The organism is Acinetobacter sp. YH12069, assembly GCF_013419675.1.
Lineage (GTDB): Bacteria > Pseudomonadota > Gammaproteobacteria > Pseudomonadales > Moraxellaceae > Acinetobacter > Acinetobacter amyesii.
The window spans coordinates 81,314-106,381 of sequence record NZ_VOZS01000003.1; the positions used below are offsets into that span (position 1 = coordinate 81,314).

A 25,068-nucleotide genomic window follows, 5' to 3' on the forward strand; every position below is an offset into this window, starting at 1 on the left:
GGACTTCAGGTATATAGCTCAGTTGGTTAGAGCGCTACGTTGACATCGTAGAGGTCTCCAGTTCGAGTCTGGATATACCTACCAAATTCAAAAAGCAGAATCAAAATGATTCTGCTTTTTTTATCTGAAATTATTAGGGTCTGTTGACATTTACTGTTCATAATTAACCCTATAAAGGTAGCCATAAAAATATACAGGCTAAAGCAACAGAACTTTGATAATTCCTTTTGAGCTTGTCATATCGAGTAGCTATTCCTCTAAACTCCTTTAATCTGCAAAACATATTTTCAACTAAATGCCTGATTTTATATAAATACCAGTCCATATGGTCATTGTTCGATTTGCTATTCGTTTTCCTTGGTATATTCGCTTTGGTGCTTGTTTTCCTGATCTGTTCACGCAGTGGTTCTGAATCATAGCCTTTATCTGCGCATACGACTTATGTCTCTTTTAAATCTAATGTTGATATTAAATCAGGTGCAACTTTAACATCATGTGTGGTTCCATCGGTAATCATGAAATCAATAGGATTGCCATGTGCATCAACAATCAAATGTATTTTTGAGGAGTTTCCTCCTACACTTTTAGAAATAGATTGATTCGATATGCCGGCAGAATGTTGATGAGCACGTACATGAGAGCCATCAATAAAAACCCACTCCATATCGGGGCATGAGGCTAGTAATTTGAATAATCTAAGTAACTTACCGCTGCTTGACCAACGATTAAAACGTTTGAAAATAGAGTTTGAATGACCAAAACAAGAAGGAATATCTCGCCACGGACAGCCTGTTCTAATTCTATAGAGAATAGCTTCAATAAAATTGCGTAAATTTGAGTTGTGGTGAATGGATAAATTACGCAGAATAACTTTCAACTTTTGCCAGTGTTGATCTGTCAGCATGGTACGAGGCATAGCGAATAGTAAAATTGGGTTTGGCGATTTGATTTTACTACTTCGCTATTTTTTTAAGCTAAAAGTGTCAACACACCCTAATTAAAGTGTTATTAAGACTATAGTTAAATCAAATCTACTTATATGTAAGGTGTTCTTCGCAATCGTTTTCAATCGTATTTGGCTTGAATAGATTCATATGGATTGAGTCGTAAAATCATCATGAGATGGAATTGGGTGTAAATGCATCTATGTGCAAATACATCAATTTGGATATTGATTGTTTAAGTGATTAAGCCAAACTTCTTTGGCTCATATTTCTGCGTTTATGACTATATAGCAGTGCTTTATACAATGTATGCTATAGCGGATTATTTGAAACAAAAAAGCCGCATTCTATGCGGCTCTTAATTGAACAAATAAATTATGCATCTTCAGTTTCTAAAATTTCGAAGTCATGGGTAATTTCTACACCACCATCCATCAGCATTTTACTAGCAGAACAGTATTTTTCAGCAGAAAGTTCAACCGCTTTTGCAACTTGCTTTTCCTTCACGCCATGACCAGTGACTACAAAGTGCAAATGAATTTTAGTGAATACAGCAGGAATAGTGTCGGCACGTTCTGCATTTAATTCACAACGAACATCGGTAATGTCTTGGCGTGCTTTCTTTAAAATCGTCACAATATCGAAAGATGCACAACCACCAAGTCCTGTTAAAATCAGTTCCATTGGGCGCGGACCACGGTTTTCACCGCCATATTCTTGTGATCCATCCATCATAACAGTGTGACCACTTTGAGTTTTTGCTTCAAAAGCAACATTCTCTAGCCAATGAACACTAGTTTGCATTGCAAGTCCCTAAAAAAAGCTATAAATTTACGCAGTACCTGTACACTAACATAAATTGAGTTGATAAGGAATTTCAACTCTTACGTGTGACAAGTTCACTTTAGGTCTTGTGCGATCTATAAATTATCCATATTCGGAAACTGTTAGCATGACTTCAAACTTTTCACAACTTAGCACAGATGCGCTATCTCCGGGGCAGTTACCTGAGTCGGTGAAGGCATTATTAAAACGTGCATATATCAATCGTTACCCAAAACGTACAACAATCATTGATGCGGGCTCAGAATCTAAATCTTTGTATTTAATTCTTAAGGGTTCAGTATCTATCATTTTACGTGAAGATGATGAGCGTGAAATTGTGGTTGCGTACTTAAATGCGGGTGACTTTTTTGGGGAAATGGGTCTATTCGAAGCAAATGCACAGCGTACTGCAGAAGTGCGTACGCGAGATGTATGTGAAATTGCTGAGATTACCTATGAAAACTTTCATGAATTAAGTAAACAATACCCAGACTTAAGTTATGCGGTATTTGCACAGCTTGTACGCCGTCTTAAAAATACGACGCGTAAAGTAACTGACCTTGCGTTTATTGACGTGTCAGGTCGAATTGCACGTTGCTTAATTGATTTATCTTCACAACCTGAAGCAATGATTTTGCCGAATGGTCGTCAGATTCGTATTACTCGTCAAGAGATTGGTCGTATCGTGGGTTGTTCCCGTGAAATGGTTGGTCGTGTTCTAAAAACACTTGAAGAGCAAGGCATGATTGAAACTGATGGTAAAGCGATTCTAATTTTTGATGCATCGCTTGAAGATAAAAGTCAATTGGCTTCTGACGAATTTGACGACGAAGAATAATCATTCTTCTAAATAAAAAAAAGCAAACTCAGGGGTTTGCTTTTTTTATGTCTATTCATTTCTCACTATTATATCTGAACAAGCTTTTCTCACATTTTTTGACAAATAAACAGAAAATTATGATTTAAACAAAGCCGATATCTTAGGTAAGCTACTTCGTGACTTATATATTGATATTTAAAATAAAGAGGGAATTTGTGGCATGCAATTTAAACCATTGGCACATAGCGGAATTTTAGTTCCAGAAATTTGTTTAGGCACTATGACGTTTGGTGAACAAAACACCCAAGCAGAAGCTTTCGAGCAACTGGATTATGCTTTAGAGCGTGGTCTTAACTTTTGGGATACTGCAGAAATGTATCCTGTCCCACCGAAACCTGAAACCCAAGGTTCAACTGAAACTATTATAGGTAACTGGATTGCAGCTCGCGGTGGACGTGATAAATTAATCTTAGCTTCAAAAATTGCAGGACCGTCACAAGGCGGTAGTCATATTCGTGACGGGCAAACCAAATTTATTGCTTCGGAAATTGAGTCTGCTCTAGATCAATCTCTTCTTCGCTTACAGACAGATTATCTTGACTTATACCAACTTCATTGGCCGCAACGTCCAACTAACTTTTTTGGTAAATTGGGTTATGGCAATGCCGAAGCGAACAATACGCAAACTATTACCAATTTAGAAGAAACATTGGTTGCTTTAAGTCATGAAGTGAAAAAAGGTCGAATTCGCTCAATTGGACTATCTAATGAAACACCATGGGGAACTTTAAAATTCCTACAACTTGCAGAAAAGCATGGTTTAGAAAAAATTGTCAGTGTGCAAAATCCGTATAGTTTATTGAACCGTACTTATGAAATAGGTTTATCTGAAATTGCACACTACGAAGGCGTGGGCTTATTGGCATATTCTCCATTGGCATTTGGTTATCTAACAGGTAAATTCCGTCATGGTGCGCGTCCTGCCAATGCTCGAGTGACACTATTTTCACGCTTTAGCCGCTATTCAAATGCGGAGAGTGAATGGGCAACAGAACAATATGCACAATTGGCAGAACAGCATGGTTTAACGTTGACACAGTTAGCACTAGCATTTATTAAGCAGCAATTTTTTGTCACCACTACAATTATTGGTGCGACAAATCTAGATCAGTTGAAAGAAAATATTGATGCTTTTGAGGTGAATTTATCAGAAGACATTTTAAAAGGGATTGAAGCTATTCATCGCCAACAGCCAAATCCTGCACCTTAAGCTGAACTTTTTAGTGGATTAAGCAAAAGCCTGCATGTAAATGTGGGCTTTTTTGACATTTGTATTATTTAAGCAAATGGAAAATCATTGAATTTTATTGTCAGAAAGTCAGTTGAGTTGACAAGAAAATTGCCTAAAAATACATATGTATTTAAACAATATAATAAAGTACTAAATTCTTCAATAAATGACTTGAAAAGTATTCTATTTATACCAATATTATAATTGAGATTTATCTTTATCTTAAAATTAACTCATTGAAAAATATTTAAAAAATGTATTTGAAATTTTAAATATGACTCCCATATATGCTTCAAGTACAGAATTTGTTGTGAGGAATAACAAGAATGCGATTCGAAAAATTCACAAACCGTTTGCAGCAAGCATTATCCGATGCCCAATCTTTAGCAATGGGGAAAGACCATACAGCCATTGAAGGAATCCATATTCTTTCGACATTGCTTGAAGAGCCTTCGAACCAAAGCTTGTTACAACAGGCAGGTGCTAATCTTCCTGAGTTAAAAACCAAACTTCAGCAAGCCCTACAGGATACCGCCACCATTGCTACGCCGACAGGGGACATCAACCTAAATCCTGAAGCAGTCAAGGCGCTGAATTTAGCTGACAGTTTTGCTCAAAAAGCTGGAGATGAGTTTCTTTCTACAGATTGGGTGATTCTAGGTTTAGCTGAAACGGGTAAAACCAAAACCTTATTAAATAGTGTAGGCGTAACGACAGATAAATTACGCAAAGCGATTGAACAAATACGAGGCGGTGAACAAGTCATGAGTAATAACCACGAAGATCAACGTGATTCACTCAACAAATATACCTTAGACCTCAATGCACGTGCATTAGAAGGCAAGTTAGATCCAGTTATTGGTCGTGACGAAGAGATTCGCCGTACCATTCAGGTTTTATCACGTCGTAGCAAAAACAACCCGGTATTGATTGGTGAGCCTGGTGTGGGTAAAACTGCGATTGTAGAAGGTTTGGCACAGCGTATTGTCAATGGTGAAGTCCCTGAAAGTCTGAAAGGTAAACGTGTACTTTCACTTGACTTAGGTTCATTGCTTGCAGGTGCAAAATACCGCGGTGAATTTGAAGAACGTCTTAAAGCAGTTCTAAAAGATTTAGCCAAATATGATGGCGAGATTATTCTTTTCATTGACGAATTACATACGCTTGTTGGCGCAGGTAAAGGCGATGGTGCAATGGATGCTGGTAACATGCTTAAACCTGCATTAGCGCGTGGTGAGCTACGCTGTGTAGGTGCGACAACACTTGATGAATATCGTCAATATATCGAAAAAGATGCGGCATTAGAACGTCGTTTCCAAAAAGTGATCGTTGATGAACCGAGTGTGGAAGACACCATTGCGATTTTACGTGGTCTAAAAGACAAATATGCAACCCATCATGGTGTGCAAATTTTAGACTCTGCGATTATTGCTGCGGCAAAAATGTCGCACCGTTACATCACAGATCGTCAGTTACCAGACAAAGCCATTGATTTGATTGATGAAGCAGCATCACGAATTAAAATGGAAATTGACTCAAAACCTGAGCCATTAGACCGTTTAGATCGTCGCCTAATTCAATTGAAAATGCAACTTGAAGCCGTGAAAAAAGATGCAGATTCAGTCTCAAAAGCTGAAGTTGAGCACCTAGAGAAACAAATTGCTGAAGTTCAAAAAGAATATAGTGATTTGGAAGAAGTGTGGATTGCGGAAAAACGTTTGGTTGACGGCACGAATCAGGCTCAAATTGAGCTAGATAAAGCACGTACTGCCTTTGAAAAAGCACAACGTGAAGGTGATTTAGCAGAAGCTAGCCGTTTGCAATATGGTGTTATTCCTGAGTTGCAAAAACGCTTGAATGAAGAAGAAGTTGCCGAGGTGAATGAAGAACCGAAACTGATTCGTACCAAAGTCACTGAAAATGAAATCGCTGAAGTGGTAAGTGCGGCTACAGGTATTCCTGTTGCAAAAATGCTACAAGGTGAACGTGAAAAACTCTTACACATGGAAGAGTTCTTACATAACCGTGTAGTCGGTCAAGATGAAGCGGTCGTAGCAGTATCAAATGCGGTGCGTCGTTCTCGTGCAGGATTATCCGATCCAAACCGCCCAAGTGGTTCATTCTTATTCCTTGGGCCAACAGGTGTAGGTAAAACTGAGTTAACCAAAGCTCTAGGTAACTTCTTATTTGACAGTGATGATGCGATTATTCGTATCGACATGTCAGAGTTTATGGAAAAGCATTCGGTGAGCCGTTTAGTGGGTGCTCCTCCGGGCTATGTGGGCTATGAAGAAGGCGGTGTATTAACTGAGGCTGTACGTCGTAAACCTTATAGTGTGGTGTTGTTTGATGAGGTTGAAAAAGCCCATCCAGACGTCTTTAACATCTTGCTTCAAGTGTTAGATGATGGTCGATTAACTGACTCACAAGGTCGTGTGATTGATTTCAAAAACACCGTAATCGTGATGACCTCGAACTTAGGTTCAACCGATGTTCGTGAATTAGGTGAAAACCCGTCGAAAGACGAAGTTCGTGCTGTGGTCATGGCTGCTGTATCTGAACATTTCCGTCCTGAATTTGTGAACCGTATTGATGAGCTGGTGGTTTTCCATTCTTTACAAAAAGCGCAAATTCGTGGCATTGCAGATATTCAGTTGGATCGTTTACGTTCACGTTTGGCTGACAAAGACATGAGTTTGGCAGTTGAAGATAGTGCCTTTGAGTTACTTATCGATGCTGGTTTTGACCCTGTATATGGTGCACGTCCTCTAAAACGTGCCATCCAACAACAAGTTGAAAATACACTGGCACAGAAAATCTTGTCAGGCGCGTTCCAACCGGGCGATACGATTGTTGTTCAAGCGGAAGGAGATCACCTAAGTTTTGACAAGATGAAACTCAATTAAAAGGTACAAATTAGCCACGTTCAGTTGTAAAAACAGAAACCCGGTTTAGGCCGGGTTTTTTTATTTTACGCTTTTCGTGATTTTCGTTTAAATACGTAAAGTTGATTGCATTTCATCATTTTCACCCACTAATATGACGCCCGCACGCATCCAACGAGATGGCTGTGTTCTGTAAAACAAAAACAATATCGCGCGTTCATCAAGAATGAATGGCAACAGGAAATTATGATTATGATGGAATTTAAACTGCTTAGGCAGATCAAAAAAGAACCTTATAGTTTATATAAACATACTGGTGACATCACTGTTCAAGAACTCAAACGCATGTATGGTATTTATCAAAAGTATTATGCCAATACCCGTTATGAAATTTTTGAACGCGACTTCTTAGAAAAAACCGGTGTTTTTTTTATTATTGAACCGAAAAATAATCAAATTGTCGGATTTTCGACGGTTATGGAACGTGACTTTGTTGTTGATGGTAAAGCCCGACATGCTTTTTTCAGTGGAGATACCATTATTGAGAAAGAGTATTGGGGAAATCGTGCATTAACTAGAGCAATGTTCCGTTATATTATTAGTTTTAAATTTCGTCATCCAAGAACACCTATATATTGGATTTTAATCTCTAAAGGCTTTAAAACTTATCTGCTCTTAGCCAATAACTACTACAGCTACTATCCACACTATGGTGAGAAAAATGCTCATCTCAAAGACTTTGTTGAATCGTACTGTAAAGAATACTTCTCAGAATATTATAACCACGAAACGGGTCTGCTGAATTTTGGCGAAGACTATCAACCACTCAAAGCAGATGTTGCGCCCATCACCCATGAAATGCGCGAAAATAATACCAAGATAGCTTTCTTTGAAGATAAGAACCCAACTTGGGTCGATGGAACAGAACTTCCGTGCATTGGTGAATTACGCTGGAGCGATTTATACCGTTATGTAAATCGATTCTTAACCAAGACCACCAGTGTGAGTAAACATGACAGCAAGTTACGTTATAAGTCACGTACATTGCATATTGCGACAGGTTCAGACTCGAAGGTGGCCTAATGGGATTGCTTCTCACTACAGCACATCAAGTTTTGAATATTGCCTGCCGTAAAGCATTTCAGCGCTATACACAGCAGGCAAATCAGCTGGAAAATGTGCAACGTAAAAAATTAAGTCATTTTTTAAAGCAGCACATTTCGCAAAATTTAAGCTATGAGCAATTTGCCAAAAAATATCCGCTTTCTCGTTATAGCAATTGGAAAAGCCAAATTGAACAATCCAGACAAAGTGGCAAAAATAGTTTGGGGCCTGAAAAAATTGTACGGTTTCAACCGACCAGTGGGTCGAGTGAAGCAATTAAATTCATTCCCTATACTCAGGCTTTTTTAGATGAACTGGATGAGGCTATTGGTTTATGGCTGACTAATTTATATCGGACACACCCACAACTTAAAAATTCAACGCATTATTGGTCGGTTTCATGGTTGCCTGAAAGCCAGCGAAAGCTTTTAGAAAATAGTAATTTAAATGATGACAGTGCGCTGCTTAATCTGTCGAAGCGAGTGTTGAGTAAAATTACTCAATCGGTACCGACTGAAATTGCGATGGCAAATTCAGCCGAAGATGCCATGTTTGCAACCGCGGTGTATCTCGTTGCAGATAAGCATTTAGGCATGATTTCGGTATGGAGTCCTACATTTGCATTGCAATTGCTGGATATTATTCAAGAACATCAAGCTGAAATTGTACAGGTCTTAAAAACTGGACAATGGCAACGTGATGGTTTGAGTTTTCTGCAAGTTCCGAAATCTTGTCAACAATGCTATCGCTTACAAGACTTGGATTTAACCCAAGCAACGGCGTGGAAAAAACTGTGGCCTAAACTCAGTCTGGTTTCGAGTTGGGATACAGCGAGCGCAGAGCAATGGGCAGTACAGCTACAGCAACGAATTGCAGGGGTGGCATTTGAGGGTAAAGGTTTATGGGCAACTGAAGGCGTAGTGACGATTCCATTTGCAAACCGTTTTACCTTAAGTTATCAGTCACATTTTTATGAATTTATTTTGCAAGACAGCCAAAAAGTGGTGCCATCTTGGCAACTGAAAATAGGCGATATCGTTAGTCCTGTGATTACTACAGGTTCAGGATTAATTCGTTATGTGATTGATGATGAATTAGAAGTCACCGACTTTTATCAGCAAGTGCCATGTTTTAAATTTTTAGGTCGAAAAATGACGGTTGATTTGGTCGGAGAAAAGCTCGACCACAATGCAGCAGTTAAAGTCCTTGCAGAGTTTAAACAAGCGGATTATTTGCCGATTAGTATCTTGGGTATTGAACAATGTTCGGTTAAAAAACCACACTATATTTTACTCAGTGAAGGCAATGTAGATAAACAACCATCCGCTCAAGCACTAGACCGTTTGCTTAAACATAATTTTCATTATGAATTGGCACGCGATCTAGGGCAGTTGGATGAACCTGAAGTGGTACATGTACAAGATGCTTGGGACTACTACAAAACACTAGCCATGAACAATGGCATGATTGAAGGGAATATTAAGCCTGAGCCGCTTAAGAAAATGAAAACAAAAATAATTGAGTATTGAGATGGATATCGATGTGTTAGATGCACCGTTCGACGAAACGGCGTTATATCATTCAAAGAATGAGACTAAGTTTGCGGTTCGAAATGCGACTGTCGAAGATGATGAGCAACTAATGAAAATTAGTGCAGAGACTATGCCAAGCAATGGCATCACATTATCTTATGCGCGTCACCCCAGTTATTTTGATGCCAGCCACGCACAGTATAATCGTCCAGATTTAAAAGTGGTTGTCCCTGTGGAAGATCCATCTATCGTGATTGCGATGATGAATTTGGGATGGCGTTATTGTTATATCAATGGTCAGCCTGACCTGATGCGTTATGTCGCCGATTTAAGAATGAATCCAGCGTATCGTGGTGCTAAAGTCATGCGCTTATTGATGGACTATCTCCATGATGAAATACCACAAGACACGATTTTTGAAAGTGTGGTTTTAAACGACAATATTGTCGCTGCCAGTATTTTACATCATGAAAGATCTGGATTTCCGCTGCCATATTTTTATGATGAAATTCGAACCTTTACCGTTTCACAGGCAGTGAAACCAAAAACTTTCAATCAATATCAATTTAAAACGCTGACTGCTGAACGTGTAGATGAAGCAAATGATTTCATTTTAAAAATGAAAGACCATTATAATTTTTTACCTAGCTATGATTTTAATGCGTTGGTTGATGGTCAAAATCCATTTTGGGCAGGCTTAAATCTGGACGATTTTTATTTGATTTATGATCAGCACAATCAGTTGGTTGGACTCTATGGATTATGGAATCAAAAGAGTTTTAAACAAACCCGCGTAATCGACTATTCGCGTTCATTAAAGTTGATGAAGCCGTTTTATAATGCCTATGCCAGTGTGCGTGGTGTTTTATCACTGCCAAAAATTCATGGAACCTTTGATTATTTAATGTTGCATAGTCCGCTATGTCATCCTGAACATCTGGACGTATTTGCAAGTTTGATTTTTCATGCAAAACAGCAGACAAAGCAACGTGGTAAAGAAACCTATTGTATTACTTTGGCAGAGAAGGACCCACGTATTGAGTGGATGAAAAATACGACCTCACATGTGTTAAAAGCCAAGCACTATTTTCATAGTTTTAAAGCCAATCCATACGCTGCTTTTGATCGTAAACGTATTAGTTATTTTGAAGTTGGGCGTATATAGAGGAAGTGATAACGATCAAAAAATCAATTAAAACTGCCAAATCAATCATTTAAAATCATTCTAATTGTGTACTTATGTAACTGAGTTCTTCAGTATACTGCGCAAAGAATAATCAGAATGAGAAAGACATGTCGAAGTTGATGTGGGGAATTGGCAGTTTAGCGGTGCTTTCAGCAGCAGTGGTGGGAGGGAATTTATATGCAGATAAATCTCTTGCCCAATTTTATACACAGAATAATTGGTCCGCAGCTGTACAAGATGTTGATGTAAAGTACAGCAATTATCAAATGGGCTTGATGGGTGGAACAGTCGATTGGGTATTAACCCTGAAAACAGACCCGTGTAAACCGAAAGAAGTGATCGTGTTGAAGGGTACAGATCAGATTCAACGTGGGTTGAAAGGCTATAATATCAACTCGAATTTTAAGATTGTTCAACAACAAAGTACGTCCGAATATGCCAAGCTTTTTGGCACGGACTTAACGGCAAAAACTTTGGTCAATTGGATTGGTCAAAGTAAAACAGATCTAAAGATTCCTGCATTTAAAACGACTGCACAAGGTGCAACAGTACAAGCTGATGCAAGCCAATTGCAAATTCGGATCAGTAGTTTACCGGGGCAAGTCACTAAGGTATCTGAGCTTTCAATCCATTTACCTGTGGTTCGGTTGAGTGAAGGTCCAATGCAAACCATGGTGCAAAATTTTTCGATGAAGACCAATCAAGGTTTAAATCAGAAAAATCTTGAAAATGGTTTTGTTGAAATCCAAGCGGCTTCTATCAAACGTTTAGATCAAAAGTTCTCAGGCGGCATGCGTGGTATGCAATTGCGTTGGGAGACCGAACTAAATAAACATGATGTGGACTTTGAAGGCTACTTAAAAGCTGATGAGATGGATTTCCCAGGTTCACCAGTCACCAAAGATTTCGCACTGAATTTGGCATTGCATAAAGTTAATCTAGATAAAGTTCGTGCATTTAGTGAACTTTTGCATCAGGTGGAAAATTCATGCGATGCAGTGGGTGAATCAAGTGAAGAAATGACTCAAGCATTCTTAGCAATCGCAAGCCAAGGTTTTGATTTTGAGTCTAAAGATAACTCCATCAGTATTGGTGGAGGTAAAGCTTCTGCAAATGTCGTGGGGAAAGTCATGCCGGGTCACCATGCTTCTATGGAGTCTTTTATTAAAATGGTACCGAGCTTACTGGATTTTCAAGCAGACTTAAGTTTCGATAAAAATATGATGACTGCAATCATGAATAATATTTTGCAATTACAAGGCAAAAGTTTGTCAGGACAGGAAGCTGAAGCCATGTTTGCTGGTTTTGAAACATCAGGGCAAGGCAAGCGCGATGGCGATAACATGGTCATGAGTATGCAATATAAGTTCGGTCAAAAGCTTTTTGGTCAAGCCATACAAAAGAAATAAGCAACCAGTAGTGAGTAGTTAAGTTTAAAAAATATAAAACCGTCATAGATTGGCGGTTTTGTATTTTTGGCTACAGAATTATGATTTTCAGTTTATCGGAACACAGCGGCCTAGCCATTGTTGAACAGTTGAAAAGTTGCTAGCGTCAATGGGCAACTAGCCAATGAAAACAACAATAGGAAAGACACCATTTCACACGATTATTTTTTTAGACGGAAACTTGTTCATTCATCCATGCCTAAATGTTCTTGGGTAAAACACAGTCTTATTAGTAGCATTTTTCTGATCGCTGTTCAGTCTACCGCTTTTGCGGGTACTTCAATTTCAGATCAGCGTTTGTCGAATGAAACGCAAGGTAAAAAACAATTTAGTGAAGAAACCTTAGATATTATTGAGAGTGAAGCAGCTAAACCCAAAGAAGAGCAGCAGAAAAATTCAAATCATAAATCTAATCGTAATAATAAGATCATTCAGGAGACCCAGCTTGAAGGCTCAACCATGAGTGATTATTTGCTTCAAAAGAAAAGGGCAGCGGATCAGGTCGGGTTAATACAATCTCCAGAAGTCGCACCGATTAACCGTATCGTGCTGCAAGAGCGACACGAAAATATTCGAGTAACGTATCCAGATGGAGTCGTGGTTGAAATGAAGCACTGACGTGCTTCATTTCATAGATCAGGAATTTCTAAAGTCAAACCTTAGATTTGTGGATGAGTGATTTTCCATGCACGGTGAATTTTGGTATTACGTTTAAAGTCTAGGCCAATGGTTTCATTGCTGATTTCTTCAACGTCAAACATTGCCATGATCACATCGTCCATCTCAAAACCACGGTAGTTGTTTGAGAAGTAAAGCGTTCCGTCAGTGGTTAAACGGTTCATGGCACGTTTAAGCAAAGACATATGGTCGCGTTGGACATCAAACGTACCATAGAACTTTTTAGAGTTAGAGAATGTTGGTGGGTCAATAAAGATCAGGTCATATTGCTCGTGACCTTCTTTCAACCATTCAAAACAGTCGCTAGAGAAGAATTGATGTTGTTCATCTGCATGATCTACTGTCAAACCATTCAGTACAAAGTTCTCTTTAGACCAGTTTAGGTAGGTATTTGACAAATCGACACTGGTCGTACTTGCTGCACCGCCAAGCGCTGCATGTAAGCTCGCTGTAGAGGTATAGCTGTATAAGTTCAGGAAGTGTTTACCTTTGGCTTCTTTGGCAATACGTAAACGCATTTGACGATGGTCAAGGAACAGACCTGTATCGAGGTAGTCTGTTAAGTTCACCAAAATCTTAGCTTTACCTTCTTGAACGATGAAACGTTTAGACGCAGTACTTTGTTTGGTGTACTGATTTTTACCTTCTTGGCGGGCACGTGTTTTAATGAAAATCGCATCACGACCTAAGCCTGTCACTGCACGAATCGCTTGCAGTGCTAAGTTAAAGCGTTTTTTGGCTTTTTCAGGGTCAATTTTTTTCGGTGGTGCGTATTCTTGTACGTGTAAACGATCACCATATAAATCTACCGCGACATTAAAGTCTGGCAAATCGGCATCATATAAACGTAGGCAGAAAATATTTTCTTTAACTGCCCATTTTTTAAGATTCTGCATGTTTTTTTGCAGACGGTTAGTAAAGTCTTCTGCACCTTCAATTTTTTCAAATTGTTGAGGTTCCCAATGCTCTAGGAAAGGCTTTTGAACTGCTGCAGGTTTGACTGTACCAAAACGGACGTAAATTGGGAGCTTACCATTCATCAAACGCAAAATTTGCGGATCATTAAAGGCAAGGACATCGGCCTGTTCAACTTGTGCTGCAATAATAGCAGCAGGCTGATTTGGGAAGTTCTTTTGTAATAATGCCGATAGACCTAAATACAGTGCGCGGTTAGAGGCTTTATCACCTAAACGCTCACCGTATGGCGGGTTAGTGACAACAAAGCTTTTCTTACCCGTTGCTTGGAAATCTGGCCAGTCTGCAAGTGTACGTTCTTCAATCTTAATTTGATCAAGTACAGATTCGAAACCTGCAGCGATAATATTTTGTTTGGTTGCTTTTACCGCTTCCCAGTCGGCATCAAATGCATAGAATTGTGGGAGAGGGTTTTCAAGTGCGGCTTTATGACGTTCAGCAGCTTCGCCTTTGATCGACATCCAAAGTTCATGGTCATGACCATTCCAACCATTAAAACCAAAACGACGAACAAGGCCTGGCGCGCGGTCAGTCAAAATCATTAAAGATTCAATGATAAATGTCCCTGAACCACACATTGGGTCCAAGATAATATCGGGTTGATGCTGTTTAAGTTTTGCTTTCTGTAAGATGGCAGCCGCTAAGTTTTCTTTAATCGGTGCATCTGTCATGTAGCGACGGTAGCCGCGTTTATGCAGAGAGTCACCTGATAAATCTAAGCAATAAGTATGTTCAGTTTTGCCAGCTAATACATACAATGTAATTTCAGGTTGCTTAATGTCAATGCTAGGACGTTTGCCCACAGCTTCCATAAAGGAATCGACCACACCATCTTTGACACGTAAAGTTGCGAACTGAGAATTGACTTTAATGTCACGTTCGATGTGTAAACGAACAGCAAATGTACTTTGTGGTGCAAAAATAAGTGACCAGTCAAAGTTTATTGCACCTTCATAGAGCTCTTCCGCTACATCACGTGCATCATGCGTGAACTCTAATTCATGTGTATGAATCGGGGTGAGTACACGAGAAGCCAAACGTGACCACATGCAAATACGGTATGCATCTTCAAGTGTGCCTTTGAATACAAGACGACCCGGGAATTGTTCAATATTTTGAACACCTAAACCTTCAATTTCCTCGCGGAGTAAGGTTTCCAGTCCATCTGCACAGGTAACCCAATATGTAGAAAGACGCGGTTTCGAATTCATGTAAATTTCCAAAGGCAAAAAAGCAATCGCATATTTTAACGTATTTTCGTGGATTTGGGCGGACGATATTGCGCTGAAACGGGAGAAATATCGGTAGATTTGAATGACTTTACCAAATTTATTCTGTGTACATTGTGAGAAATATCACTTAATGGTACAAAAATTGCTATAACCCTGATCAAAATTCGATCTTTATAATATTGATATCATTAGGGGTATTTATGACAGGGCTGGCAATCAATAGTCAATCAAACGCATTTTCAATCGCCACTTTAATTTACGCGCGTTTACGTCGTGTGTCAGGTCGGGTTATTGACGCATTATATGTAGTTGAAAATGTCGAATATGCACGCTTTGTTTCTAATTTGGCTTTGGCAACGGCTGATCCTGAATTATCTCGTTTAGTTGCACGTTTATATAGTGAGTTGAATTTGCATGAAGTTGCAGTTTCAGTACCAGAAGAATCAATGGTTAACTCAGTATCGCATGAAACAGCAGAAATTTTAATGAGCGAACCGACTGCGGAAGATATCTATAAAGCACAGGTTGCACATCGTTATATCGGCGCATTGCGTTAATTCAATCCTGCTGTGAGCAGTAGGTATATTTTTCTTGCTGCGCACAGCCTGATGTATAAACCAACTTCCTTATTTCAAGAGTTGTTGAACTGCGCAGAAGGCGGCTGTTTACAGCTGAACTTTATTTTTTGAAAGTATCCAATTCAATTAAAAATAAAGGTGGATTGAAGTTCTGTTTGAAGGCTTTTTGAAAGGGGAAAGGTGAAGTTTAATTTAAAACGTTTAATTTATCTAATTGAAATGATAGATAGGAATTTGAAAATTCATTTTGAATAACATCATGCGTTTGCATTGAACGTTGAAAACTTCAACTGCCATTTGCCAAGATTCTCTGTATAATGCGTTAACTTAACGATAAGGAATCTCTCATGCACTTGGCGGCATTGCATACACCGAGCCAGATTCAACTCAACCAAGATGGTAACTTAAAACATTTCCTCACCATCGAAGGCCTTTCTAAAGAAACTCTCACAAAAATATTGGACACTGCACAGTCCTTTTTTAATGACCAAAATCAGCTGATTACCAACAACCTTTTAGAAGGCCGTACGGTAATGAACCTGTTTTTTGAAAATTCAACACGTACCCGTACCACTTTTGAAGCGGCAGCAAAACGTCTGTCTGCAAACGTATTGAACATTGATATTGCGCGTTCAAGTACATCAAAAGGCGAGACACTGCGTGATACCTTGTGGAATTTAGAAGCGATGGCGACCGACATTTTTGTGGTTCGTCATTCATCGTCAGGCGCGCCGCACTTTATTGCTAAAGATGTTTGTCCGCATGTGGCAATCATCAATGCAGGCGATGGCCGTCATGCGCATCCAACGCAAGCCATGCTGGATATGCTGACGATTCGCCGTGAAACCAAAAAGAATTTTGAAGACATTTCCATTGCCATCATTGGCGATATTAAGCATTCACGTGTTGCACGTTCAGATGTCGCTGCATTGCAAACATTGGGCTGTAAAGATATTCGTGTCATTGCGCCAAATACTTTGCTGCCGTACGGTTTTGATGATTATGGCGAAGGCATTCGTTTGTTCAACAACATGGAAGCCGGCATTCAAGACTGCGACGTGATTATTACTTTACGTATTCAAAATGAACGTATTGATTCTCCTGCGCTGTCATCTCAAGCCGAATTCTACAAAATGTATGGTTTGAATAAAGAGCGTCTGGCTTTGGCTAAACCTGACTGCATCGTGATGCATCCGGGACCAATGAACCGTGGTGTTGAAATTGACTCAAGTATTGCCGATGGCACTCAGTCGGTGATTTTACATCAGGTGACTAATGGTATTGCGGTGCGTATGGCTGTACTGGCTTTGGCGATGCAAGGTCAGTTGCAAGAAAAAGGTTTAATTGAAGCGATTGCGGTTTAAGGGATAGTCATGAGTATTGTTAAAGTTGAAAATGTACGTGTCTTAGATCCAATTAATCAAACTGACAGCGTACAGACGGTTTATATTGAAAATGGCCGATTGGTTGCCGATAGCAATGCCGCTGAAACCATTGATGGTCAAGGCAAATGGCTGATGCCAAGTATGGTTGATCTCTGTGCGCGTTTGCGTGAGCCGGGTCAGCAGCAGCATGGCACTTTAAAGTCAGAAGGTAAGGCTGCGCGTGCGAATGGTATTTTGCATGTGTTTACCCCGCCAGACTCTAAACCGATTGTGCAGGACAATGGCGCATTGATTCATGGCCTGGTGGAAAAAGCCATGCTGGACGGCGGTATTTATCTGCAGGTGATTGGCGCGCAAACTCAAGGCTTGTTAGGCAAGCAGCCTGCGAATATGGCAGGTTTGAAAAAAGGCGGCTGTACAGCAGTATCAAATGCCAATGCGCCATTTATGGACGATGATGTGGTGATTCGTACCTTGGAATATGCTGCGGGTCTGAACATGACCGTTGTGTTCTATGCCGAAGAACCGCAGATTGCCAAAGATGGCTGTGTGCATGAAGGCTTTGTCGCATCTCGTCAAGGTTTACCGATGATCCCTGCATTAGCGGAAACCGTAGCCATTGCAAAATATTTACTGATGATTGAAGCCACTAAAGTGCGTGCGCACTTTGGTCTGTTGTCATCAGGTGCATCTGTTGAATTGATTAAACATGCCAAAGCGAAAGGCTTGCCGGTGACTTGCGATGTAGCCATGCACCAATTGCATTTAACGGATCAGTTGATTGATGGCTTTAATTCACTTGCGCATGTGCGTCCGCCACTGCGTTCAGAACAAGATAAAGACTTGCTCCGCCAAGCAGTGAAAGACGGTGTAATTGACGCGATCTGTACGCATCATGAGCCGCTGAGCAGCTCTGCGAAAATGGCGCCTTTTGCTGAAACACAGCCCGGTTTTACCGCATTTGATACCTTTGTACCTTTTGGTATTCAACTGATTCAAGAAGGTCTATTAAGCCCACTGGAATGGGTTGAGAAAGTCACACTCGCACCTGCTAAAGTAGCCAATATGCAACAACGTTGGGCAGATGAAGCGGGTTGGGTGCTTGTCGATCCAGAACTTGAGTGGACTATTAATAAAGACACGATTGTCTCAAATGGTAAGAACACACCATTAATTCAGCAAACGGTAAAAGGTAAAGTAGTTCACGCTTTCTTTAGATAAACAAAAAATGAGTAGAATTTAATTAAAAAAAGCTGGCAATAGTCAGCTTTTTTTTAATTAAAAATGGTTAGTTTATGTAAATTTGTGTATATTTGATTCAAATAAATAGGGGGTAATATGTCGTTTTATAAAAATATTTTAGCAATTGGTGTGGTTACAGTATGTGTAACAGGTTGTAAGGGTAATTTATTTTCTAAGCATATAGCATGTGATGACACAGAAGCTTTGCTGCTTGTTAATCAAGTTTTAAAAGATAACCTAACGAACCAATTAGAAAGTGAGCTTAAATCGCTAATTTCGGATGGCGCAATCAAAGATTTGGATCCTGCTAAATTAAAACTTTCAGCACAATCAATAAATTTTACTTTGATGGATAGTCGTACAGAATTTATTGATCCGAATAGTTCAAAGACGAATTGTTCAATTGATTTAGCAACAATTTTACCTTCCGATGTTGTGAAAAAATCAGATGAAGCCCGTGTTAAAGTAGATCGCTATTCAACTGAGAGTCAAGCTAATGACTTAGGTGTTGATTTTGATAATAATAAAATCAACTTGACTTTAGAATATACGCTCCAACCCTCAGACAAGGGCGATAAAATTTTTACTCTAGTTAAGAACACAAATAATTTTAATACTTTGATTTCTGATACTTTAACTTATGCATTTTTAAAGCCTCAAATAGAGAAAAATCAAATTAAACTAAAAGAGGCTGAAACGAAGCAAGCAGTTAATGCAGCTTATGAGGCTAACTTGGCTGCGCAAGATGCAGCCGCGGCAGCAGCACAAGCAACTGCAGCAGAAACTGAATATTATTCAGAATATTAAGATGGTAAGATGAATATGAAATTTAAAATTATGTGTCTTGCGGTAGCATCTGTGTTTTTAACAGCTTGTGATAAAGTTTCATCAATTACTGGAACAACTGCCAAATGTGATAATGAAACTGCTAAAGAGCTTGTGGTTGAATCATTTAGTAAAGGTTTAAGCGATCTATCAAGTAATCGTATAAAAGAATTAATTGAGACGGAAAATATCACCATTGATATGGGTAAATTACGCAGTTCTTTGAAGCAAATTACTTTTCAAGTTACTGATGTTCGTACTAATAATTCGGATCCAAATAGTAAGAAAAGTTACTGTGCAACGGATTTTATTGTTAAATTACCAGAGCAAATGATTTTAGACGCAGATGCAGCAAGGGCTGTATACGAACAGAATAATGTTGCACAATCTGCTGTACTTTCGGATCTTAGTTTAGAACAAAATCAATTAAAAAAGGAAATTGAGTACTTAGTTCAACCAACTGATGATGGAAAAAAAGTATTTGTTACTTTGGAAAATTCCGATGCTTTAGTCCATTTTGTTAGTGAAGTTGCTGTAGACTCTTTACTAAAGTCTGCAAGGCAAAATGCAGCTGAAGTAGCTAAACAAGAAGAAGTGAAACGTATTGCTGAACAAAATGCAGCAGTACAAGAATATCAAGAAGTAGTGTTAGCAGAAGCTAAGTCGAATTTAGATACAGCAAATGAGAACTTGAATTTAGTTTGGAATGCGACGACAAAAGAGGTTCGTGACCAATTACTTGCGGAACAAAAAATTTGGCTAAAAAAACGTGATTTAGAGTGTAAGTTAGAAAGTTCAAATACAGAAAATCCAGAGGTTTATCGTTTAAACTGTGAAACAAATATGACTGTGACACGAACTACTGAGTTGCGCCAAAAAATATATTATCTAGAACCTTAATTTCATACTAAAAAGTCAGCTTCGGCTGGCTTTTTTAGTGAAGATTGAAAATAAAAGAAGAAATTAAAGCGTTGACAAGTCCGAACAAATTATTACATTTGATCAAAAAATAAGCATATAAACTGAAGTACACATGAAAATAATGACAACTGCATGGAGTACAAATATGAGTATAGATTTATTAGCGCTTATTAAGCAGCACGTCTCCTCGATTGTGCTGGACGGTGATACACAACACTTAACTGAAAAAAATTCAGCTATTAGCCAGTTTGTTCCAGTCCTGTTAAATATTTTTCGATCCAAACCTGAATTTATTGATGCCTTTCAAAAACAGTTAAATCCACGAATTAGTGATATTTTCTCGGCGAATCCCACATTAAAAGATCAATTTCTGCAACATCTTGGTGGCGGTGCTGCTCCAGCGTCAGAAATAGAGCAGACCTTGAATCATTCGATCGCCCCAACCATAGGGGTGCTTGAAAATGAAGCGGGTTCATCTGATCCTGTCGCAATCACGCATTTACTTGATAATCATGTAGATAGCATTTTGGCGGCACTACCACAATGGGCAGTGCCTTTACTCGCAGGTTTAGGGGTAAACACTGCAGCTGGCCGTACATTACACCAAGCGCCTGTTGTTGAACCAACACCTGTTATCGTTGAAGAAAAACGCTCGAATTGGTTATTACCAATTATTGCGCTGCTTATATTATTGGGTCTGATCGCATTTTGGTTTAAGTCTTGTACTAATAAAGAAGAACCAACCACCTCTGCAACAACGGTTGCACAGCCTGCTGCATCTCAGCCAGCACATTTGCAATTTAGCACCGGTACAGATGGGCAGTTAACCAACTGTCAAATTCAAACTGGTGATTCAAATTATCTTGAAATTTTGCAGCAACAAGTCAAACAGATCTTTAACTTTAATACGGGTTGTGGTGCTTCATCTGATGCCAGTTACCATACGCAATTTATTGATCAAGATACCATTCCAACGGTTCTGCAAAAACTTAAAGGTGTGCCAAATACCACTTTAACCTGGACAGAAAATCAGTTATCGATTTTGTCGCAAAATCCTGCGGATGCTCAAAGCCTTGCCAATCAAATTAAGCCTTTAGCAAAAAATATGACGGTATTGATTCAAGAAGGCGTGAGCGAACAAACTGCAGTAGATAACAGTATTACTGATGCACAAAAAGCATTAGCGAGTATTAACCCTGAACAAGTTCGTGCTCTAGATGTTGCGACTGCGCTGAACTTACAAATTATTAATTTTGCGACAGGTTCATCTGATATTCCTGACGTGAATAAATCGATTTTGGATCAAGCGGCAGCGTTAATGCAGCGCGCAACACAGGTACATCTGACTGTACAAGGTCATACCGACGCTGTGGGTAATGCGGAAGCGAATAAAGCTTTATCGCAAGAGCGTGCACAAGCTGTGGTGGATTATTTGGTGTCGAAAGGCGTTGATCCTGCACAGCTTCAAGCGGTGGGTTATGGTCAAGAAAAACCGGTAGCAGAAAACAGCACCAAAGAAGGTCAATTCAAAAACCGACGTATTGAGTTTGAAGTTTTAAATACCGAGAATGGCAAAGTACGAGATGTTACCAATGAAGGCGTGACTGAAAAGGCCAATTAAAACCGTACTAAATGAGATGATATATAAAAAATCCCTGCACATGCGGGGATTTTTCTCGTCAAAGCGCTGTAATTTTGAGTAAAATACGCCCGAAGAATAAAATCATAATGGTACTTATACAATGAAAAAAATAGTCATCACGAGCCTCATGTTGTCTGCGGCATTAATATCCGGCTGTGATAATTTTAAAAATAAAAAAGATACAGAAGCCAAAACGGAAGCGCCTGCTTTGGAAGATTGGAGTTGTACTGCACAAGCCAATATTGACCAATTGCAAGATCATTTAAAAAAAGAATATCTCAAAGAATTAAACAAAGAAATACGTCAGTCAGATTATGAAGCCGATCAGCAACTCATGGATCTGATTGTAAAAAATCTAAAATTTAACATTCAAAATGTCACGACTTTAACTGAAGATCCTAATAAAGCCAAAACATTGGAATGTAGCAGTCAACTGTTGGTGGTTTTCCCGAAAGGATTACAAAAGCGTGCTGAAAACGCCTTTGCTGAACGACCATGTGACGAAGGCTGTGAAGAACGTGGTAATTATACTTTGAATGATTCACTCGAAGATGGTGAGTCAGGCTTAAGCATGGACAATGATCAGCTTAAAGGGAACTTTAGCTATAGCATCACTAAAACGGACAAAGATGGTTTAAGTTTAAGTGTCCCAAGTCAAAATGACGTAATTGATAGCGTTGTAACAGTGACACGTCATGCGGTGCTATATGCGGCATATAGTGCTCAAAATAAGCGAAACGAAGAATCCTATCAGCAAGGGATGGAGAGTCAATCTCAACAAATGAGCCTTGCACAAAAGGCAATGGATATTCGAAAAAAAGAGCTAGATCAGGATAATGCCAAAGTGGTGGATCGTCTCAATCAGACTTGGGATCGTTTTAGTGATGAACAAAAGGCGCAGTTACAGCAAGATCAAGCAGACTGGTTTGAAAAGCGTGATATCGACTGTAAAGTGCTTGCACAAAAAAGTGTTTATTCATTAAATGAAAGTGAAAAAGAGACTTATCAAAAGCATTCGCAATACTGGGATGATGCGATGAATACGCAAAATCAAGAGTTGCAATATACCAAATGTTTTAATCAGAAAACTACAGAACGAATTGTGTATTTAAATAACGTGTTTAATTGATCTAAAAGAAGAAAAGCCCTCAATTGAGGGCTTTTTTTTGAATCTTAGTTTATTGCTTGATGATCAAAACAGGAATTGGGCACTGCGTTAAAATATTTTGTGCCACGCTGCCTAGCATGGCTTTTTTCAAACCTGTGCGTCCATGTGAACCCATGATGATTAAATCCGCAGAGATTTCATCAGCCACTTGTAAAATCCCTTCAGTTGGCGATACACCATGAATCAAACGAGTTTTAACTTCGATACCATCACGTACAAAGGTTTGTTTGATATCTTCTAAACGCAGCTGAGCACTTTTTTCAGCCTGCATAAAATATTCAGTGATTGCAGGTGCAACAGCATAGAAATCGACACCAACGAATGGATCAACAGCAACAACACTAACAATGGTCACTTGTGCATTTTGACTTTTAGCCAAGCTGAGCGCATGTTCAACAGCAGAATATGAAATTGGAGATTCATCCACAGGGACTAAAATTTGTTGATATTGACTCATATCTGCTTCCTTAATATTTTAAATGTTATCAATCTAATCTTGCTCTATTCACGATATTGTATGAATTAGACAAAAGGGTAAGCTTTTTGGTGAAGGGTGTGCTGAATAGAAAAAAGCCCACATGATGTGGGCTTAGTCATCTTAAGCTTTTACAACCAACACAGGTAATTCAGTATTACTGAGTACATCTTGTGCGAAGCTGCCGAGTAGCATTTTCTTAAAGCCTTTACGACCATGCGAACCCATCACGATCAAATCGGCTTTGACTTCATTGGCTGCTTCTACGACACCTTCAGCAGAAACTTGGCCTTTAATAATCTTACTTTGTGCTTCTACACCCACTTCAGTTGTAATTTGCACAGCTTCTTTTAATGCGGATTCTGCATTTGCATAAGCTTGTACGAAATATTCTTTCATGATTGATGAAGAATAATAGAAGTCTGCATCGGTAAATGGGTCTTCAGCAACAAGGCTGATTAAAGTGAGTTGGCTGTTAAACGCCTTGGCAATAATTGCAGCTTTTTTAACTGCAGAAAACGAGATTTCTGAACCATCGACAGGTACTAAAATGTTTTGATATGACATGGAACAATCTCCTGTAATTTTGCTTTTAAACCCTATAGATTATTGATAACACATTGTCGTGAATGGTTCAATTTATTAATCTAAAAAATATTGTAAATTCATAAAATTACATAAATTAATGTCGATAAGTCGTCAAATAAATCTGAGCGAAAAACTCGGACTTTGCTCAAAAAATATTAAAATAAAATCGACTAATTTTCTCGGATTTTGAGCCTAAAAGATCAATATGAACTTTATAAAAATAAGCCTAAACTATATACAGTTTTAAATCTTAGATTTATAACAGAATTGATGCGATTGGATAGTTAGATATGTCATATAAAGTAGGGTTGGTTGTACTCAGCATGTGTTCAGTGTTGCATTTGTCTGGTTGTCAAAACACGCAAAGCAGTACCAAAGTGATTGCAGGTGCATTTAACTTATCGACACAAGTCCAAAAGACCTTTATCAACCTACATGCACCTGACAATGTTATTGTGCAGTCAAATATTCAATATCTACAAAATCCAAATTTAAGCTTGGATATCTATCAACCTGAAACAAGTACAGCGATTGCACCCAGACCAACGATTATTTGGATCCACGGTGGCGGTTGGGTCTCAGGTTCAAAAGAGCATGCAGGTGGATATTTTAAACGGCTCGCAGCCCAAGGTTATAATGTGGTTTCTGTTCAATATCAGTTTGCACCTGAAGCCATTTATCCCGTACAGCTCAACCAAATTGATGCTGCATTGACGTTTTTAAATCTACATGCGGCACAATATGGCATTGATTCGCAAAATATGTATATGGCAGGGGATTCTGCAGGTGCAAATATGGCCAGTCATTATGCCGCCTTGGTTACGAATCCAGATTTTGCGCAAGCGTCAAAGATTCAACCTCTATTAAAGCCTTCACAGCTTAAAGGGCTGATTTTGCATTGTGGTATTTATGATTTAAACAGCTTTGTAAATACTGTACCTGACGAGATTGGACTGATCGAGTGGGGCGTCTATAACTTAGTTCAGGCGTATACCGGAGACAAAAAAGATGATGCCGAGTTTTTAACGCGTATTTCAACGGCCTCAAATATTAATGCAAATTATCCGCCTGTATTTATCAGCGGTGGCAATAAAGATTTTTTAACCAAAACGCAATCTGAGCCTTTTGTAGAAAAAATGAAGGCAAATAATGTACCTGTGACGGCGGTATTTTATCCAGATTCGAAAGAATATTTGGTACATGAATATCAATTTATGATGAGTAAAAAGGCTAGCCAGCAGACCTTTGATCGCACTTTAGAATTTTTGCAACAACACGTACAGTCCGTTAAAAATTAAAAACAGACTTAAAATGCTTGCAGAAT

20 protein-coding genes, 1 tRNA gene and 1 pseudogene are annotated in these 25,068 nt (G+C 39.0%); 17 read left to right on the forward strand and 5 right to left on the reverse strand.

Annotation, left to right across the window (positions count from 1 at the left end; translation table 11 throughout):
• Positions 1 to 7: 7 nt before the first annotated feature.
• Positions 8 to 84, forward strand: a tRNA-Val gene (locus tag FTU16_RS02020).
• An 85-nt stretch (positions 85 to 169) separates the two neighbouring features.
• Here the strand turns inward: FTU16_RS02020 and FTU16_RS02025 are convergent.
• Both FTU16_RS02025 and FTU16_RS02030 read right to left on the reverse strand, forming a co-directional pair.
• Positions 170 to 916, reverse strand: a pseudogene (locus tag FTU16_RS02025) (IS5 family transposase).
• 403 nt (positions 917 to 1,319) lie between these two features.
• Positions 1,320 to 1,748, reverse strand: coding sequence for an OsmC family protein (locus FTU16_RS02030; protein WP_078191820.1), 429 nt, complete (start codon positions 1,746 to 1,748; stop codon positions 1,320 to 1,322).
• 148 nt (positions 1,749 to 1,896) lie between these two features.
• Here FTU16_RS02030 and crp point away from each other — a divergent pair, with 148 nt between their 5' ends.
• The 8 genes from crp to FTU16_RS02070 all read left to right on the forward strand — a co-directional run bounded on the left by crp (position 1,897) and on the right by FTU16_RS02070 (position 12,653).
• Entirely contained in the window at positions 1,897 to 2,607 is a 711-nt protein-coding gene (gene crp, locus FTU16_RS02035; protein ID WP_180004890.1) for a cAMP-activated global transcriptional regulator CRP, read from the forward strand.
• A 202-nt stretch (positions 2,608 to 2,809) separates the two neighbouring features.
• On the forward strand, positions 2,810 to 3,859 hold the full coding sequence (locus tag FTU16_RS02040) for an NADP(H)-dependent aldo-keto reductase (RefSeq protein ID WP_180162594.1): 1,050 nt from the start codon (positions 2,810 to 2,812) through the stop codon (positions 3,857 to 3,859).
• Positions 3,860 to 4,206: 347 nt separating this feature from the next.
• Positions 4,207 to 6,786, forward strand: coding sequence for an ATP-dependent chaperone ClpB (gene clpB / locus FTU16_RS02045; RefSeq protein WP_078188627.1), 2,580 nt, complete (start codon positions 4,207 to 4,209; stop codon positions 6,784 to 6,786).
• A 225-nt stretch (positions 6,787 to 7,011) separates the two neighbouring features.
• Entirely contained in the window at positions 7,012 to 7,848 is an 837-nt protein-coding gene (locus FTU16_RS02050; protein WP_306669391.1) for a hypothetical protein, read from the forward strand.
• Positions 7,848 to 9,398 (forward strand): GH3 auxin-responsive promoter family protein, encoded by a 1,551-nt coding sequence (locus FTU16_RS02055; RefSeq protein ID WP_180162595.1) that lies wholly within the window; start codon positions 7,848 to 7,850, stop codon positions 9,396 to 9,398. Before FTU16_RS02050 ends, FTU16_RS02055 begins: the two co-directional genes overlap by 1 nt.
• Position 9,399: 1 nt before the next feature.
• On the forward strand, positions 9,400 to 10,566 hold the full coding sequence (locus FTU16_RS02060; protein ID WP_180060057.1) for a GNAT family N-acetyltransferase: 1,167 nt from the start codon (positions 9,400 to 9,402) through the stop codon (positions 10,564 to 10,566).
• A gap of 128 nt (positions 10,567 to 10,694) precedes the next feature.
• On the forward strand, positions 10,695 to 11,996 hold the full coding sequence (locus FTU16_RS02065) for a DUF945 family protein (protein WP_180162596.1): 1,302 nt from the start codon (positions 10,695 to 10,697) through the stop codon (positions 11,994 to 11,996).
• 234 nt (positions 11,997 to 12,230) lie between these two features.
• Positions 12,231 to 12,653 (forward strand): hypothetical protein, encoded by a 423-nt coding sequence (locus FTU16_RS02070; RefSeq protein ID WP_078188623.1) that lies wholly within the window; start codon positions 12,231 to 12,233, stop codon positions 12,651 to 12,653.
• Between the two features lie 41 nt (positions 12,654 to 12,694).
• Here the strand turns inward: FTU16_RS02070 and rlmKL are convergent, their stop codons facing one another.
• Positions 12,695 to 14,899 (reverse strand): bifunctional 23S rRNA (guanine(2069)-N(7))-methyltransferase RlmK/23S rRNA (guanine(2445)-N(2))-methyltransferase RlmL, encoded by a 2,205-nt coding sequence (gene rlmKL, locus FTU16_RS02075; RefSeq protein WP_078188622.1) that lies wholly within the window; start codon positions 14,897 to 14,899, stop codon positions 12,695 to 12,697.
• Positions 14,900 to 15,120: 221 nt separating this feature from the next.
• On the opposite strand from rlmKL, the gene FTU16_RS02080 reads away from it, so the two are divergent.
• From FTU16_RS02080 to FTU16_RS02110, 7 genes are all read left to right on the forward strand, one after another.
• A complete protein-coding gene (locus FTU16_RS02080) occupies positions 15,121 to 15,477 on the forward strand; it encodes a hypothetical protein (RefSeq protein WP_111884255.1) in 357 nt (118 codons plus the stop codon).
• Between the two features lie 368 nt (positions 15,478 to 15,845).
• On the forward strand, positions 15,846 to 16,862 hold the full coding sequence (locus tag FTU16_RS02085) for an aspartate carbamoyltransferase catalytic subunit (protein ID WP_180023479.1): 1,017 nt from the start codon (positions 15,846 to 15,848) through the stop codon (positions 16,860 to 16,862).
• Between the two features lie 9 nt (positions 16,863 to 16,871).
• A complete protein-coding gene (locus FTU16_RS02090; protein ID WP_180162597.1) occupies positions 16,872 to 18,104 on the forward strand; it encodes a dihydroorotase in 1,233 nt (410 codons plus the stop codon).
• A 117-nt stretch (positions 18,105 to 18,221) separates the two neighbouring features.
• Positions 18,222 to 18,932 carry a hypothetical protein gene (locus FTU16_RS02095; protein WP_180162598.1) on the forward strand — a complete coding sequence of 237 codons (711 nt, stop codon included), beginning with the start codon at positions 18,222 to 18,224 and terminating at the stop codon, positions 18,930 to 18,932.
• A gap of 15 nt (positions 18,933 to 18,947) precedes the next feature.
• On the forward strand, positions 18,948 to 19,850 hold the full coding sequence (locus FTU16_RS02100) for a lysozyme inhibitor LprI family protein (protein ID WP_257224780.1): 903 nt from the start codon (positions 18,948 to 18,950) through the stop codon (positions 19,848 to 19,850).
• A 166-nt stretch (positions 19,851 to 20,016) separates the two neighbouring features.
• Positions 20,017 to 21,492 carry an OmpA family protein gene (locus FTU16_RS02105; protein ID WP_180162599.1) on the forward strand — a complete coding sequence of 492 codons (1,476 nt, stop codon included), beginning with the start codon at positions 20,017 to 20,019 and terminating at the stop codon, positions 21,490 to 21,492.
• A 121-nt stretch (positions 21,493 to 21,613) separates the two neighbouring features.
• Positions 21,614 to 22,642: a DUF1311 domain-containing protein gene (locus FTU16_RS02110; protein ID WP_180007886.1), complete on the forward strand. Its 1,029-nt coding sequence runs from the start codon at positions 21,614 to 21,616 to the stop codon at positions 22,640 to 22,642.
• A gap of 49 nt (positions 22,643 to 22,691) precedes the next feature.
• On the opposite strand, the gene FTU16_RS02115 is transcribed toward FTU16_RS02110, so the two are convergent.
• Both FTU16_RS02115 and FTU16_RS02120 read right to left on the reverse strand, forming a co-directional pair.
• Complete coding sequence (locus tag FTU16_RS02115) at positions 22,692 to 23,138, reverse strand: universal stress protein (RefSeq protein ID WP_078188616.1); 447 nt, start codon at positions 23,136 to 23,138, stop codon at positions 22,692 to 22,694.
• Positions 23,139 to 23,279: 141 nt separating this feature from the next.
• Positions 23,280 to 23,723: a universal stress protein gene (locus FTU16_RS02120; protein WP_078191806.1), complete on the reverse strand. Its 444-nt coding sequence runs from the start codon at positions 23,721 to 23,723 to the stop codon at positions 23,280 to 23,282.
• Between the two features lie 311 nt (positions 23,724 to 24,034).
• Between FTU16_RS02120 and FTU16_RS02125 the strand changes: the two genes are divergently transcribed.
• A complete protein-coding gene (locus FTU16_RS02125; RefSeq protein ID WP_180162600.1) occupies positions 24,035 to 25,042 on the forward strand; it encodes an alpha/beta hydrolase in 1,008 nt (335 codons plus the stop codon).
• Positions 25,043 to 25,068: the final 26 nt, after the last annotated feature.